The sequence below is a fragment of the Bacillus timonensis genome, assembly GCF_000285535.1.
Classification (GTDB): Bacteria; Bacillota; Bacilli; order Bacillales; family Bacillaceae_L; genus Ferdinandcohnia; species Ferdinandcohnia timonensis.
Genome location: NZ_HE610986.1, coordinates 20185 through 37100, shown reverse-complemented (window position 1 = coordinate 37100; position 16916 = coordinate 20185). Strand labels below are relative to the sequence as shown.

Below are 16916 nucleotides of genomic sequence, written 5' to 3'. Positions count from 1 at the left end.
TTTCCATCTTCCTTCGGACTATTAACAACCATTAAGTCATTGTATTCTTTAATATAACGATAAAAGTACTGACCATCCCACAACTCAAAATTACCTATATCTGAACCATTTTTTACTTCTTTAAAGAAATAACCATTTTTATCTATAGTTATCTCGAGAGTTTGTAGGCCTTCATTGTCGTATTGTGTTAATTCAAAACTATGACTTTCCATAGGATATAATTTACCGGCAAAGCTTGTAGAAGAATTATAGCCTATTACCCCTAATAGTATTCCAAGTGATATACCCAGACAAATAAATATTTTTTTCAAAATATTAAACCCTCCTATTTGTGTTCTAGAACTATTTTTAAAGTTTCATAGATCTTTTAAATGTTATTTTAGTAAATATTCTGACTTCTCCTTATAGGAAACCATCTTTCTTTAATTGTTCCACTAGGGTCTCTTAGAATATACGCAAAATTAAAATCAACTCTATTGTCCCCTTTTGTCAGCTTAACTGATGCATTAATATTTTGCCAATATGTTGAATTCCCTTCTGTCCTATAGTTAGTTGATGTAGAGGTAGTGCTATAAGCGAGACTTCCAGAAGAATAAACAACTAGCCGAACTATGGTCCATTGATCTTGCATTTGGTTGGAAGCATTTAAAGTTGCTTGAAAATTACTTGTAGTATAGTACCCAGCCCCACTAGTGGCATTAAATCTAGCAGTAAAGTGATTCGCATAATAGCCATGACATTTACCACCACAACCTGTATCAACTCCAGCAGTTCCAAAAGTAGCTGCAGACGCTTGGTAGGAACTCAATGGATTAAATGACACCATTGTTAATAAAACAACCGTACAAAAAATGAGTTTCCTAATAATTTGATTTTTTAACATTTCTCCAAACCCCACCTATATTCCATATTTTTGTATAAAAGTAAATGAATTTACAATTAAATGATAGACTTATTGTATAATATTGTCAATTCAGAAATTTGAAAAGTCGAATAATTACGAACCTAAACCGCGACATTATCGAATTAAAATAACCACAAGTCATATTCAAAGGTTAGCAGCCAACATAGCAAAAAAAGACATCGATTATCGATGCCTTTCAAGTTACATTATTATTTAACGTATCCAACTACTCTTCCAATGAATTTCTCTTCTTTTAGTACCATCATTTTGCCTCTTAACCAATCATCGCTGATTAAATAGTATTCATCATCCGAGAGTTTAATTTCTTTCATACTCGTTTCGAAAACTTCAGCCATACCTTTTTTATCGTATTCATTTCCCTGGTTATCCATCATTTCAAAATAACTTTTTTCATCTAATCCAAACCTATGTGCTTTACCGTAAAATGCATCTAACTTTTGACCGTTAATGTAAATCTGTCCTTTAGTTATTTCAATTTTTTCACCTGGCAAAGCAACAACTCTGGATATGTCTTTATCTCCATCCTCATTATCGAAAAAAACAACATCTCCTCTTGAAAGGTCAGACGCATTGATGCTTTTCTCAATCGCTAGGGTTTTATCAAAATAATCGTGATTACCTCTGTCCATATTATCGTACATATGGTGATAAGTTATCGTTTCGGAGCTAGGACTTTCAATAACCTTAACATCCGGCTTTGTATTTTCATCTTTAAGTGTTTCTGACGATGCATTAAAGGAACAACCTAAAATAATTAAGACTGTAAATACCATTAAAATGAACACAAGAATTTTTTTCACTTGGACTCTCCTTTTTAATTATATTCAATATCGCCATTAACAAATAATACCATATATTCTTTAATATAGGACAATAAAAGCCAAGTATTACTTATTTTTTATTCGGCGAATGGATCAAACTCTTCGAATAATGTTAATTGAACCGCCATAATAATCTTCTCTTAACTGATTTCTAATTAATGAATAAAATGCCAATATCTATTACCCAAAAAGAAAGGGGGGGGTGGGACTTGATACAACATACTCGAAGTTTGACAAAACTAGCCGTAGGAGCAGCAAAATCACTAGAAGAGATGTATGGTATAACGGTTAATTATTGTATTGATTACTGCAACTCTTCTCTATGATGTCAGCAAACTGGTCGAATATCTGGACAAACCTTATACGGAATTTGGTTCAAAGATCCAGCAGTGTACACGCAGTACACAAAGCGTTTAAATATTACCTGCCTTTGGAGATTTCCCATATTATTAATACTCATACACATGTTTCTAATAAAATACCAATGACTATTGAAGCAATTATAATCAATTTGTTTTATTTGGATTCAGATGTCCTGTTGCATTTGCTTAACAAAAACCTTTTTCTCCAAAAATAAAACTTATAAACAATCAAAATGAAGGGATTATCAATGAAAAAGAAATTGATATTCATGTTTGTGATGTTTTCAGGGTTGCTACTCGCTGCTGTAGTTTTATAAAAAGATTGATTATAAATCCAGTATTGTTATGCAGGATTTTTTTCTTGTTCCACAATTGGCCCGATTGCGGAACAAATTAATATATTTTAATTTTAAATGACTTTATTATCACGTAACAAAAAGACTTTCGCATTAAAGTCCTTAAGGTCTTGTTGAATAAGGGGCAGGATTGAAGTATTTAGGGTTAATTTGCTTACAACGATTTCAATAATATTTTTGTATTTTTCACAATGTTTGTGTACCTAATAGATTCAACCTTAGCCATTTTTTTACCGCTTTGGAGGACGAAAACCGGCTTTCACGGCTTCCTTCTCAGTACAAAACATAACTTCTGGTTTAGTTTGTTCATACCAAGGTGAATCTGTTGTATGATAAATCTTCCCACTTGAACCAATATTACCCTTTATAAGACAACCCTCATTTTCTTGATTATTCTTTGTTTCTTTCGAATCTATTACATCGGGATGAAATCCGTCTTCTTGAGCATAATTTTCAATTTCCCAAATCCCAACACCTTGTTTTTGTGCCTTTTTCTGAATTGCATCGAATTGATCAACATATCGAGTATTTGGTGGATAAATATATGCAACTCTAGCAAGACCATTCCTTAACAATCCTTCCTGAATCATTTTGCCATCAACATACACATATGCTAACAATCGTCCATATTTATCTCTTTGAGGCCCAATATCAAATTCTAATTCGATCTTACGTGCATTTTCTACTGAATTTCTAGTGAATTCTTTAGCTTCCTTACCATAGGGTTGCTCACCAAGACGTGGATGGGAGGTCTCAGGACTATCTACCAGTAAAAATCTTACGCTTTCACAATTGCCCTTATATTTTACGGCAATTGTATCTCCGTCAGATGGTTGTACTAATTCAACTTCAATTCTTTTATAATCTGTATTGTTTTCTTGATTTATATGTTCATTTTGTGTACTTAACTCTTTCTCGGTAGTTAGATTGGAACATCCCGCAATAATCAAGGTTAAAACGCATAAGTACAATAGTAATCTAATCAAAATACTCAATTCATCTTACTTTCAAAATAAGTTATTAAATTGATTTTTTAATTCTTCCATATTTTTATCTCTTATAGTTTCATTTTTGTCCCTATCATTCTCCCGAATTCCTGGGAATTGTTGTTGAAAATTACCTAACGAGGCATTTTTCTCAATATGGCTGTTGAAATCTAGTAGATTATCTTTTAAACCAAATTCATTTCTAAGATGAGGTTCAACACTAGATACCATTATTTGCTCGTATAGGGTTTTATAGTGCTTAACCTCTTGCTGTAAATCGCCTATAGCCTTTGTGTACTCTTCAATTTTATCCTTAAAACTTTCTAACGTGTTCAATTTTTCTTTTAGGTCATTTCTTTCTTCATATAACTCTTGAAATAATAATTCAAAATGATGCAATTCATTTATAATTCGTTGTTTATTACTTCCATATGCTTCGAAGATGCTTTCAATATTTGGAAAGTAAATTTCATCACTGTCAGTATAGCCAAAGTCTCTTAATATTGGTTTATTTAACTCTTGAATAAAGTCTTCCAATCTTCGTTTCCAAGTGTTTCTACCAATACCTGTTTCTTTTTCAAGCATTGAATATGTTAATTGTTGATGTTTAGATTTTTTCTTAACTTGCAAAGCAAGTTCTTTCATTTGTGCATCGCTAACCTTTTCTTTTGGACCACGTTTTTTGCCTATTTGTGTCTTAGTAGTTTTATCACTCATTTAAATGATCCTCCAATAATTTATATTCCACCAATGCCTTATGATCCATTAATTGCTGCAATTGACGGGATTTTGACTTTAAGGATTCATCTAGATCAGGGCGATATGAACTGGACAATGCTTGACTCGTTGAAATCATCGTTTGAACTACACTTTTTATTTCAGTACCAATATCTTTTGAATAACTTTCAAGCCACTTAATTGCCTTATCATACTCATTTATACTCGGTTTAAAAATATAGAAGTTACAAGGACGGCAATCTTCACCGCAGTTATTTGGAAAACCATTTATATCCTCACAAAAGCCATAATCTATTTTTAAGAATTGAGCTTTAGCTTCCTCAAATGAATATTTTTTTCCTTTATCTATGGTTTCACGCCTCCAGCCAATAAATCCATCACCCATTTTGCTTCCGATTCTATCAGAAAGGCCAGACTTTACAAGATTATAAACAAATGAATCTACAAAATTTTCAGCATGACTATAATAATTACTTTGTGAGTTAAGTTCATCATGCCCAGCCATTTTTGCAATTGAAAGCATATTGAATCCTTGCATGAATAAATTTATTATTGCCAAGTGTCTTGTATGGGAGGGTAAGATCTCCATTGTATAATCTTCTTGATATAGCTCTTTAACTATTTTAGTGTGGAAATGCTTTAAAATTGAGCCAAACTGACCAAGTTGCCAACGATCTTCTACAACAATTCTAGTTCTATCAGTGTTGCTAAAATTAACTAACTTGTAAAAGGTTTGGGGCAAAAGATAGTCTGAATCTATGTCATTATGAAATAAATATAATTTAAAATTATTAATCAAATCAAAAACATATTTATTAATTTGAATGGTTTGGAGGGGAGGGGTATCCCTTACAGACTGTTTTACTTTTTTAGAACGAGAAAGAGTAATCCAGTATTTCCCCTTATTATCCATCCAAGCACAATCGCTTTTTAATTTTAAGAAATCAGTGGGCCTCATGGGAATAATGTTCGTTATGGCCCACCATAGCCGAATTGGCTTGTATCGAAAATGATCTTCTATACTCGTTTTTCTAAAATAGTCATTTACTATCTCATCAAAAATGAAAATATCTAAAAAAGGTGGAAGTTCTCTATTTCTACGCTCCTCTGATTGTACACCTTCACATTTTGTCCTAATTTCTACATTGTTAGAAACTGAATAAAAATCAATAAAACTTAGTATGGTTCTTGCAGCAAAATATGATCTATCCTCGTTTGAAAGAAATTTTTCTAACTGTGAAGTTTGCTGAAATCCATTTGTTTCTAATACAGCTTTTTTTAATATATCGACAACACTTCTTATCCAACCGGTAGATTTACCTTTCGCTATTAATATAAGAGAATAAATTTTTAAAGCAAGTTTTATTTCTTTATACAAATCAATATCGAATTTTAAAGGAATGTATTCATTTGTTGCTTTACAGGGGAGTCTCCATATTACATCATTAAAAGATGAAGCGATAATGAATCCGTCATCCCTTAACTCATTGAAGATGTCAATATATCTATTAATATCATCTTCATTAAAAAATACTTTTTCTTTTACATATACCTTACTAATTCCCCGTCTATCTATATCTCTAATTAATTCCAAATTATTCAACTCCATACTTTAAGTGTTAACAGTTGGTAACTTTAATTTGTTTGCAATACTATAAATGGAATTTTTTCTTTCCTCGGACGGGAGAAATCCATTAACAGTATCGGTTCCAAATGTTTCCACAGCTTCATTAAATAAAAGCAATATATTAAATAGAAACACTGTATCACGTTTTAGAATTGCATCTGTATAACAATTTTTTATTGAATCAATTAGTCTATAAAACTCTTCTTTGGCTTCAATTAAGACCTGTTGAAGTAGAGGGATAAAATTAATACATCCAATGCATGTTTTTCTGTTTGCAAAGTGACAATCAGGAAAACTCAAGCATTGACCACACCCATCAAGAGATGGCATTTGCCCTTTATATATTTTTATAACCATTTCTTTTAATTCTTCAGTATTCATTTTATATAATCTTTTAACAACAGATTCTTTTCTATTCTTATAATCCAATAAAGTTTTAGCCCATGCTTCAAGTTGTATAGGAGTATATTCCTTTTTTAATTCTTCTATCGTTTTCGTTCTTTGCTCAAATGATTGATGGATTCCTGTATTTGAAAACGCAAGTTGTACCATATAGTTATATAGCCACCCAAAATGTCCTCTTTTGAACAAGTTTATTGAAACACGATCAAGAGTACCGTCCTTATTTGTAAGTTTTATATATCCTGCTGTAACATTTATATCCTCATGAGACCTTGCCCATTGTACAACTTCGAGAGCTAATTCAGATTCTTCTTCGTCTTCGGAAATATCGAGAAATAAATAAGTCATGGTACTATTGTGTAGTTTTTTACTGCTAAAAGGGATTAATTTTGGTTTACCTTCAAAAAACTTCTGGTGAGTCGTTGTACCTGAAGTGTTGGGGTTTTCTGTAATTCCCGGAACAAATGAACCTAGTAGTAACCGTTCTTTTTCAAAAAGCGTAACATCACCTTTTAATAACCGGCAATGTAATTCAGAAATGACACAAGCATATGCGAGACTTTTAACCATATCAGGAGCGACTAGGAAGTGAAGATTAGCATTAGTTTTGCTTACTTCGGCATTGTTAAGTTTTAGATATAATTGGTTTACTATCAACTGACATTGTTCTGGAGATAATCGGTTGCTTTTAAACCAATCGAATTCCTTTACATTTATTACCTCAATATCAATGTAGGGCATTTCAAAAATTACGTCACTAGGTCTCCAAGCGTTAGTTAGTAACATCGTTGTTAAAACCCACATATTTGCATATTGTCTACTTTCAATTGCGGGGGAAATGTGTTTTTCTAAATCTTTTACATGCTGCTCAAACATATAATAAACTTCAGGAGAATACCTCTCTGAATCTATATCTTTATCTGATTTTTTTTCTTTCCTTGACAGAACATACTCTGTATCTAATTTTATTCCTTTAATTAAAAATGTCTCTTTCAAAAATTTTAAAAAAAGCTCTCTAATGGGGTTAGAATAGGAGCTACTCTTCATTACCGCTTCAATGTCTTTATTTTGCAGCTGGTAAATTTCAACCTCTAGATTGATTATAATATCGGAAAAGAGCTTCTTAAGATGATTAAAAACCCTGCGGACATTATTGATTCTGCCATTTGTCGCATTTAGTTTAGTTGTTGAAAAATCAGTGTACAACTTCATTGTTTCTTTGATGTGTTTTTTATCTTGAGCTCTATTGATAAATTGTTGTAGTTCATAAATCATGTCGGGCTTAGTTATACTAATTTTATTTTTTCTTTTTGAGTTTTATATTCAGTTAAACTTGATTCAGGAATTAGCCATGTTTTGCCGTGTTTTATTGCATCTCTTAATTTCCCATTTTTTATTAGAACTTTAACTCCTGCAGGGGTAATATTTAGTTTTTTTGCAACCTCATTTGTTGTTAAATGGTCTTGAAATGTATTTAGTCTTAAAGAGGAAATAGAAATACTATGTTTAGACTCATTCTCAACATTTTTTGTATGTTCGTATAAAAAACTAAGGCTTTCCTCAGGAATATTCCACTGACCACTTACTTTTTTCGCATCTGGAAGAAAACCTTCTCTAATAAGTGTTCTAATATTAGAGTGACTTAAATTAAAGGTTTTTGCCACTTTAGAAATCGTTAAATGACCTTGAAGTATTTTTGATTTTATGGCAGAAGAATTTATTTGTTTAGAATCTTTTTCTTTATTTTTTCTTTGTTCAAAATAATAGCTTAGACTTTCTTCAGGAATATTCCACTTACCATTCACTTTTTTAGTATTTGGAAGGAGGTCCTCTTTTATTAGTGTCCTAACTTTAGATCGGCTTAATTTTAGGATTTTCGCTGCTTTTGATGTCGATATATGACCTGGCAATTGTTGTACCTTTATAGGATAAGGGGGGTAATTCTTTTTTCTGTATTTCTTTCTCATTCTTTTTCAGCAGTATCTTATTCATATGCTCATTCTTTTTCTTTTCTTGTAACTCCTTCTTTTTTTGTTTCACTTCAGTGTAGTGTAAAAAATCTTCTTCTGGAATAAACCACTTCCCATTTATCTTTTTCGCATTTGGAAATATTCCTTTATTTATTTGTATTGTAATCCAGGATTTACTTAAATTACTTCGTTTTGTTATTTCTGGTATTGTTAAGTATCCATCAAGAGATGAATCACTGCCACTAGAATCTCTCCGGTTTTTGTAGGAGGTAATATCTCCTTCAGGAATATACCATTTGTTTTTAATTTTAAATGCTGAAGGAAATTTACCTTTTTTTAAAAATGCATAAAGACTATTATTTTTAATTCCAAGAAGTTTAGCCGCATCTTTTGCCTCAAGTGATTGACCTAAGGGTAGAGAAGCTATGTCACCTTGTTTATTCCGCTTGTTGTTCTTTTTTATTTCAACTTTTTCGGATATTGCCTCAATATCAACATGTGCAAAATTTTTCAGCATATTTATACGCTTTTTCATTTTTACATTTTGAAGTGAATCCTTATTGACGATAGTTCTCCAGTAATTATCTACTATTATATGTTTGTATTCGATTTCACCTTCCATGGCCCATTGTCTTATGGTTTGAGGGTGCCTTTCCAAAATATTTCCTGCTTCTTCAAGAGTACAAAATCCTTTTGGAATAGCTCGTTCATTTATTGTATTTTCGATAAAATGATCCAAATCATTTTCATGAATATATCGATAGCCCATATGTTGAATGGTCTTAACTTTGCCTTTTTGAATCCAATTACTAACATCATTTCTTTTTACTTTAAGACCCTTTTCATTGAATTTTTGGGTTACTTCAGCAGTAGAATAAAATGTCCCTTTGTCAAATTCCTCATTATAATTAAGTGCATTTTTTAATTCTGGTAAGGAAGATAAAGAAATCCAAACCCTCTTATTTTCTTTCACAATTCCATTTACTGAAAATAAATGAAGTTTTTTTGATAATGTACTTTCTCCCATACCTAATAGTTCAGCAGTTTCCTTGATTGATAACATTTGATTTTGATTCCCGGACAATGTGTTTACCTACTATTCAATTTCATTTTGTCGATTGATAAGAAGGGGAATATAATCCGTATGCATATGATTTACTCTTTCTTCAACTTTCTTTCGAACACGTTCTGTTTTTGCTAAGTAGGGAAGACTAGACAATAAATCACTATCTCCGCGAAGAAACATTAGCTCCGCGGGATTTTCAATTTCCTCTGCTATTAAGTTTGTAAAGGTTCCACGCCCGATATGTGTACCCCAATCAGCAAGACGTAAATCTGCAGCTATAACCTTATCTTCTACAGTTCCATAATCCATTAAAAATCTTATGAACTTTTGTTTAACTTTATAAAAATACTGACTATAGCTTTTTCCTGTCATAGGCTTTCCGTCTCTATTAATAAACAATGCTCCTGTACCATGTATATCCTTGTCTTTATAAAACTCAACATGGTCTTTGAACACGATATTTCCCCAATCCTTAATTTGAAGGATTTGCTGTTTTCTAATTTTTTTCACATAGTTAGAACCAGAACTATCTTTTATATCCGTCCTAAATTGTTGTTCTTTTATGTTCAATAAAAAATCCCCACTATTAAGTCTTTTTCTAAATTGGGTTCTTTTTAAATTAACGACTTCTCCGGCTCGTAATCCCCCGAAAATTTGTAGATAAAGGCCTAGAACTATAGGGTGAGCACATAATATACTGATTTCTATTAACAATGGAATATATTTAACTGGCAATAAATGCTTGCGATTCGACCTAGTGCGTTGAGGTAATATCGGATTAAAAAGCGACTCATAATATGTACGACCACTATAGGGGTTCTTTTTCTTCTTACTTTCAATATAATTATCTCCTACATTGGGTAAACAATCATTTTGACTCAACCATACATAAAATGAAGTTAATGTTCTTCCGGCATCAGTAATTGTTTCTCTCTTTCTATGATCGTTAGTTAGACTGTTAAGGTAAGCAGTACCTATTGCTATGTCAAGATCAGCAAGACTTTTTATAGAATGTTTTTTATCTTGCAACAAATAGTTTAGAAATTTAACGATGTTTGTTGCATTTTTTCTTTTTGTGTTATATTCCCTTGCCCTCCATCTCCAACTCAGAATAAAGCTACTGATTGGATGGATAATATGAGATCCTGTGTTATTATCACGAAGTCCAATAGCCATTGTTTGCTTTTTCAATATCTTATTGTCCTTTGTTTTCCCCCAATCAATCCATATAGGAATAGTGATGAACTCATAGTTCTTTTCCACATTGATATTTACAACATTATTTTTGTTAGAAGTATTAATTGTTTTCCCCCCCTAAACCAGTAAATATGTACAACAAAGAATCATGTGAAAATATTCAGATATATTATAATTCTATATTATCAATGCGAATAATTATGTACAAGTTATTTCACATAAAAAAGAGCCGTGTGGCTCCAAATCAGCAATAATGATATTTAATTATGTACAATATAAATTGGTGCGTATTTATGGTGATAAACTGTCAACAACCCTAGAAATAAGTACAGCCTCTAAGCCAATTGCTTGAGCCAGTTCGTCCGTTTTTTGATTGACATGTTCATTCTGTTCAAGCTCTTCTGCTTCCTGTTGGTCGGCTGTTTCTTTTTGTCTTTGTTCTTCAGCCACTTTTTGTTCTTCTTCATCTGCATTTCCCTTAGCAGCCTGTTCTGTTTCAGCTACTTGATCTGATTTTTGTTCTTTTGCCGCTTCATCATCATTTGTAGCGAAGCCAATAATTGCAATGATAGCCCCTAATGCTATTAGGATACTTAGAAGTTTTACTTTCATAATGTTCTCCAACCCCTTATAAGTTGAGCTATTGTTATTTTATTTACCGAAAGAAAATATAAACAAAAGTTCTTCTTCGAATACAAGAAAAAAGCCACCCTAGGTGAACTAGAAGTGACTTTTGATGGAGTTGATGGGAATCGAACCCACGACCCTTTGCCTGCCAGGCAAATTTTGCTTTTTTCCTCTAGTCATTTTAAGTAATTTAAATTGCTTTATAGCAAGGGTTTATTCATTATTTTTAATAATATTTTTTCCCCTATTCTTTTTTAATTCTTTCTATTCTGTGACCAATGCGTGACCACATATGTCTTAATATAAATTGAATTTTAGTTAAGAATTCTTAAAGGTTTTTCATTATTATAAAAACCCATCCAAGTATATATTTTTATTTTTTGTTTATTTTCGGAGTATACAAATACATACTTTGCATTTACTAAATTACCAAACTTCTTAAATATTTCCTGAGGGATGTTATTAAATTGTTTTTGATAGAATGTCATACCATCATCTTTTGGAACGTAATCTATATCACAGGCGTCATCGGGAATTAAAATTCCATAAGAAAGTTTACCCTGAAATTTTGAACGGATGTGCGTGTTCTTCCCTGTTTCTTTTAATAACTCACCAAACAACTTGTGATATGTATTGTGTGCATCTCTGGTATGATGGGTTTTTGCTTCTAGAACAATATATTCTCCTTCCTTACTTACAAATTCAACATCTGCAAAATCTTTTGTATTCCTACCAAAATTCACCCTAAACTTAGTATCAATATAATCATGCTTTAACAATGTCATTTTAAAATTTTCAATGAGTTTCTGCTCTTTTTGTTCCCTTACCAACTATAACTCCCCTGACCATTTTGATTACGATACATCTATCGTATTGGACTCTTCACTAAGTTTCTGATTAACTTCTATCATTTTCTTATCGTCTTTTTTTCTTCTCATCCAATATAACTTATTTGGAATAAGTACTGCATTTTTCCTATTATAAACAAATACCGCATCTTGATATTGTCTACAAAGGTACATATCAATATTACGTTCTCCTAAAGCAAACTTTTCACAATCAACTCTTACTTCTTCACCAAGTTCACGAATTTTCATACTTTGCTTAGTCAGTTCCCACCAGGTACTAACGGCATACAACAAAATTGATGTTGACGGAAATAAAAATACTAACAAGTAGATTTGTAAAGGCATATCTAACATACTTGCAAAAAATACTGTTAGGACTAAGTAAATCAATGATACTATCAAAATAAAATATGAAAAATTCTGTTTTAAAGAGACTGCCCACATCAAATTACTTCTTTGTGATAATAGGATATTTATAAAATAATGCTTGGATTTCAATCCGCCATACCAATTGTATAAGTACGTTTCGTCTTCATGAAAATTATTGGCAGCCTCCTGTATTTCTTCAGGAGTAACTCTATTACCTACTAGTGCTTTATTCCATGGAAGATTGAATACATTAGTATCAAACTCTTCTTGTATTTTCGCACCTTTCTCAATATAGTTCAGCTCTTTTTGTTGAAGGTAATAAAAAATTGGTAGCCAAATGAAACCTAGGACCGAAAAAATAGAAGATAAGTCTGTTGTAATACCGTATCGGTTAAACAATGTAAATACTATAGATGCTATAGGCAGAAGAATGGCTACCACCATTCTTGCTGCATAATACTTCTTGGCCACATTATATATGTGCCTCATCGATTTTAACAAAAGTATATTTTTATCCATGTTTTGTCTTTCAAGCATTGAATCTCCCCTAATCCTCATATTCAGGAAAATCATCACCAAATATTTTACGCCATTCCTCAACTGCTTCTTTATGCATACCTTGACTTTCAAACTCTATTGCTTCACTTGCATAATCATAACAATTGCCTGCTAGATTACTTATTTTCCATTTTGTATCGAAATCTAAATTGTTCAAATCACCTTGAATTCCTTTTGGGTCATAATGCGAATTATAAATTGATGATTTCAAATCCCAGAAAAAATCTCTTATTTCCTCTTTTCTGCCCAACCAAGTATATTTACTATCAAAATAATCTAGAACTATATTTTCCATTAAATACGAAGAGATTTTTGGGACACTAGAATTACAATTCCAGTATTTTATTAACCTGATAAATCCTAAGACATTACTATCAAAACGCTGATTCGTATTTTTTACTCTTTCGTTGTCAACTCTAGGGTCAGTTTTTTTCCATTTTCCATTACCATTAGGAATTATATAGTAGCTTCTTCCTTGATTATCTTCAGCAGTAATAAAAGCTGGTACTATATCAAAATTCCAATCATATGAAGTCATCTTCAACGTAACTGCTTCTTGCCTTCTATGAATTTCTGCTTTTTGATATTGGGGAATATTAGATAGAGATTTTTTTATTTTTTCTATAACTTTTATTGAATTTAGTTTACCTTCATCATTACATAGACTTCTAAGTTTTTCTGTTGATTCGGGTACATTTAATACTACCTCATCAACGGAATATTCGGTATAAGTAGTACCATCACCTGAAAAAACAAGAAGAAAATCGATATCATCTAAAGGACGTATTTTAGTTCTACGTCTAAATGAACCAAATCCTTTAATTTCGTTTCCACTATATAGTTTTGGGAAATCCTCAACATTAACTGGAAAACCCTTTAATTGGTCATATAACCATTCTCTACTGGAACGTGCTTTCGTGGTTTCATCCTTATCTAAATCAACAAACTCTCTTACAAAAGTGTCAAACCCTACATTAACAGTTTTTACAGCCATTTTTTTCCCCTCCCAAAAATAAAGACAGAAGTATATTTTATAATTACTTCTGTCCAATTGATAATGTTTAATATTTGATTAAAAGTTGTTTCATACGATAAGTGGTTTTACTAGAGTACTCAGTTATCACCACCCACGTGTAAAATGTTACCATATTATATTGTAATTTAAAACTATTAACTTTTTAGTGTCCCTCAGATAATCTGTATTAAATTTCAAGAAACATAAATCTAAATCCATTGTATTCACTTTTATTAAGTATTGGTTCAATTTCCTTACCTATAGCAAACTTTAGTTCACTAAAAACTTGCTTTTCATCTAATGTGATTGCAGGAATTACATAATATTCATCACTATAAGGCTCGAGATTATGAAGATAATCCATAACCCATTCATTTTCTTCCATTTCTAAAATTACCTTAGATTCGTCAGATAAGTCATCAATAATAACATTATCAGTTGAAGTATCTAGAGTTATTCTCATTTGAAAGGGAATAGAACGCCCGTTAAATTGCATGCGATTACCATCAATATTAGCGAAAAAAGTTACAGTTATATCTGCATATTGAATTTCATCATCTAAATACTCTTCAACGCAAACCACGTCCAATAATAATTCAATTTCGAAAATTAGTGCTTTAAACATTTATTAAGCCCTTCTTTCTAGATTCTCATTCATTTATGTTGCTATTCTACAACACTAGTAAAATTATGTATATTTACTCACATATGTTAGTGAACTAATATAAAAGTATCTGAAACAGAGTTTACTTCAAACAACAAAAAGGCCAAACCTGGCTTTTTAATTTTATTATTTTGTTCATTAAATCACCCTCCCAATTTATTAAGTATTACCCAATTTAGGTTATGATAGTGTAAAGAGGACGAGCGATTAAATCAATATTGATAATAAAATGCATCTTGAAAATAAAACAACAGAAGACAGAGCAAAAATAACTAAATCAAAAGCAAAACAAATTGAAATACTGGAGGAAATATGGAATTAAACATTAACTTAAAAAAATTAGAGAAAAAAACCCAGATAAATACGACAAATGGCGATTTCCTCTATTATTTGTGGACCCAAACATTGAGGAGAGGGATGAAGTGCGAATGAGTGAATTAAATAGAGGTTTAGGAACGGATGAAGCAGCCTGGTTCCTAGTAGATTGTGGATTCAGAATTACTGCAAAGTTAAAAGAAGAATAAGGGTTATGTACGGGTAGTGAGATTATGGAAAAAATCAAAAAGTCTTTTGCTAGTCTTCAAAGAATATAAATAATTACTTGTAGAGTAGAGGAAATAGACAAGCCTGAAAGGAGTACTCTAAAGAATTTTTCAGTCAATGGTAATCAGGAAGAAAAAGATTTGTTGCTTCGAAAATACTGTAGTCAGTTAGTTTTTCTTGATAAATAATATACGTTTAAAGTGGTTCCAGAAGAAATATAGCCACTTTTTTTTATGCCCCAGATGTATACAGTAACTTCATAAATTTTATTTAAAAAAAGAAAAGAGGGTTATAATCTAAAAAACATTATGCATAGGAGGTGTTGGTGTGAAAATCAAGGATAACTCAGAACTTTATATTGGTGATTTTAGGCATTCGTTAGAAAATACGGTATTTGATGTATTGGAAGCAGCAAATTTCTATTTTGCTGAGGATTTTTGTGAGTTTGATGACAACATTGTGGAGATTGTACGACATGAATTATTAAATGACTATTCTTTTCGAAAAAATTGGGCTGATTTTGCTAGAAAAATGACTACAAATGAGTTCAGAGGTGTGTTAGAAGATGTAATTGAAAAAATGAGGCAAAAACGGCCGTCTAAAGCGCAACTTAAGTTCTTTCTTACGATGAAATATGAGACGGACGACGAAATGGTTCCAGATGATGATTATTTGGTTTTTTGTCATCAAATTGAAAGGTTAAAATCAAAATCATTTCATTTCGGATTGGCTAGTGATGCTCAAGTTCAAACATATGCAAAAGTAGCCGAAAAACAGGGAATAGAAATTGATTGTAAATTACCGTGGACTAAAATTCAGGTTAAAAATGGATTGATGATGTTAAAAGAGAAATGACCAAGTTTTTGGTCATTTCTTTCTTTAGGTATGTCTTTAAATTACTTTGATAATTTTCAGATGTTTTTTGAGAATCTTTTACTAATTTTTTATAAATGCATTACAATCTTTAAGAACTGGGAGGGACGCGGTTTCCGAAGGAAAACGCAACCTCCATTATGGAATATGGCTTTAGCCAGTGTTTTTGACCTTTGCTTTTGAATTTCACGTCGCTTGCGACGTGCTGCGAAGCAGGGTAAAAGAGACTGGCTCGCCAAGCCTGTCTCTTTTATTCCTTAGAATTTTTGAGATATGGCAGCCACCATATTTCGTAGAACTATATATGCCAAAGTTGCAGCGCCAACTGTAACTATAAAAATTTGCATTACCAAACAAACTATTCTTGTGCAGGTGAGGATGTTGAACATAGTTCAGCAGACCGAGCTATTCTTGGGGGACTACGCTACCAACGTATAAACCGGGGATACCTGAAGCTACATGCATGGAGACATGCCTGTGTAGCTACAACGGGGGCTGCGGGTAAAACCGCTTCTACCCACTGGACCTATTGGTTCAGGGTGATATGGGCGACACTGAAATGATGGGTACCCAGCGATGTGGGATTGCCTGTCCGTCATATTTTCTAGTTTGCTAGATTAAACAAAGTGGTGAAAATCCACCCAGCGGGGATGTCCAGTAATGGCTCAACGTTTGGCTCGGCGGGGGAGGAAAAGTCTGTCTGTTTTGCAGGCTTGCCAAGCATTAACTTGGTCTCAGAAATGGGATACACGAATAGCTCAACCCGTAAAGGCTCTAGAACTTGCTCTAGAGTAAAGGAATCCTGCGTTTAGTAGGAACCAACCGAGTAAGAAAACAAGAAGAGGATGCCGAAGTGTTTTTGACTCAACGTAATCGACCGAAAGCTACTAATGTAGTAAGTAAGGGGAAGCTTCCATATTCTGTCCCTAGACAGATGCGTTGACGAGACGACCTGAGCTTGTTTTTGAT

16 protein-coding genes are annotated in these 16916 nt (G+C 32.3%); 1 reads left to right on the top strand and 15 read right to left on the bottom strand.

The genetic code is table 11. The annotated features are described in order from the left end of the window. From BTHG_RS27050 to BTHG_RS08560, 15 genes are all read right to left on the bottom strand, one after another. A partial coding sequence (locus BTHG_RS27050; protein WP_010676357.1) for a hypothetical protein occupies positions 1 to 311 on the bottom strand: 311 nt, incomplete at its 3' end. Between the two features lie 68 nt (positions 312 to 379). Then, complete coding sequence (locus BTHG_RS08625; protein WP_010676356.1) at positions 380 to 883, bottom strand: hypothetical protein; 504 nt, start codon at positions 881 to 883, stop codon at positions 380 to 382. 230 nt (positions 884 to 1113) lie between these two features. Next, on the bottom strand, positions 1114 to 1725 hold the full coding sequence (gene lepB, locus BTHG_RS25740; protein WP_010676355.1) for a signal peptidase I: 612 nt from the start codon (positions 1723 to 1725) through the stop codon (positions 1114 to 1116). 969 nt (positions 1726 to 2694) lie between these two features. Continuing rightward, positions 2695 to 3453: a thermonuclease family protein gene (locus BTHG_RS08615; RefSeq protein WP_026021749.1), complete on the bottom strand. Its 759-nt coding sequence runs from the start codon at positions 3451 to 3453 to the stop codon at positions 2695 to 2697. Positions 3454 to 3471: 18 nt separating this feature from the next. After that, positions 3472 to 4167 carry a hypothetical protein gene (locus BTHG_RS08610; protein ID WP_010676353.1) on the bottom strand — a complete coding sequence of 232 codons (696 nt, stop codon included), beginning with the start codon at positions 4165 to 4167 and terminating at the stop codon, positions 3472 to 3474. Beyond that, entirely contained in the window at positions 4160 to 5782 is a 1623-nt protein-coding gene (locus BTHG_RS08605) for a hypothetical protein (protein WP_010676352.1), read from the bottom strand. Before BTHG_RS08605 ends, BTHG_RS08610 begins: the two co-directional genes overlap by 8 nt. An 18-nt stretch (positions 5783 to 5800) precedes the next feature. Beyond that, positions 5801 to 7492 carry a hypothetical protein gene (locus BTHG_RS08600; protein ID WP_010676351.1) on the bottom strand — a complete coding sequence of 564 codons (1692 nt, stop codon included), beginning with the start codon at positions 7490 to 7492 and terminating at the stop codon, positions 5801 to 5803. 11 nt (positions 7493 to 7503) lie between these two features. Next, positions 7504 to 8022, bottom strand: coding sequence for a helix-turn-helix domain-containing protein (locus tag BTHG_RS24540; protein WP_042341649.1), 519 nt, complete (start codon positions 8020 to 8022; stop codon positions 7504 to 7506). 46 nt (positions 8023 to 8068) lie between these two features. Continuing rightward, complete coding sequence (locus BTHG_RS08590; protein ID WP_148361185.1) at positions 8069 to 9250, bottom strand: helix-turn-helix domain-containing protein; 1182 nt, start codon at positions 9248 to 9250, stop codon at positions 8069 to 8071. 33 nt (positions 9251 to 9283) lie between these two features. Beyond that, entirely contained in the window at positions 9284 to 10444 is a 1161-nt protein-coding gene (locus tag BTHG_RS08585; protein ID WP_232284443.1) for a hypothetical protein, read from the bottom strand. Positions 10445 to 10741: 297 nt separating this feature from the next. Further along, positions 10742 to 11062 carry a hypothetical protein gene (locus tag BTHG_RS08580; RefSeq protein WP_010676347.1) on the bottom strand — a complete coding sequence of 107 codons (321 nt, stop codon included), beginning with the start codon at positions 11060 to 11062 and terminating at the stop codon, positions 10742 to 10744. A gap of 329 nt (positions 11063 to 11391) precedes the next feature. Next, a complete protein-coding gene (locus BTHG_RS08575; RefSeq protein ID WP_010676346.1) occupies positions 11392 to 11907 on the bottom strand; it encodes a hypothetical protein in 516 nt (171 codons plus the stop codon). A 24-nt stretch (positions 11908 to 11931) separates the two neighbouring features. Next, a complete protein-coding gene (locus tag BTHG_RS08570) occupies positions 11932 to 12831 on the bottom strand; it encodes an S-4TM family putative pore-forming effector (RefSeq protein ID WP_010676345.1) in 900 nt (299 codons plus the stop codon). 10 nt (positions 12832 to 12841) lie between these two features. Further along, positions 12842 to 13846, bottom strand: a complete 1005-nt coding sequence (locus BTHG_RS08565; RefSeq protein WP_010676344.1) for a nucleotidyltransferase domain-containing protein — start codon at positions 13844 to 13846, stop codon at positions 12842 to 12844. A gap of 208 nt (positions 13847 to 14054) precedes the next feature. After that, positions 14055 to 14492, bottom strand: a complete 438-nt coding sequence (locus BTHG_RS08560) for a hypothetical protein (protein ID WP_010676343.1) — start codon at positions 14490 to 14492, stop codon at positions 14055 to 14057. Between the two features lie 909 nt (positions 14493 to 15401). Between BTHG_RS08560 and BTHG_RS08540 the strand changes: the two genes are divergently transcribed. Continuing rightward, entirely contained in the window at positions 15402 to 15929 is a 528-nt protein-coding gene (locus tag BTHG_RS08540; protein WP_010676342.1) for a hypothetical protein, read from the top strand. The last annotated feature ends 987 nt before the right edge of the window (positions 15930 to 16916 follow it).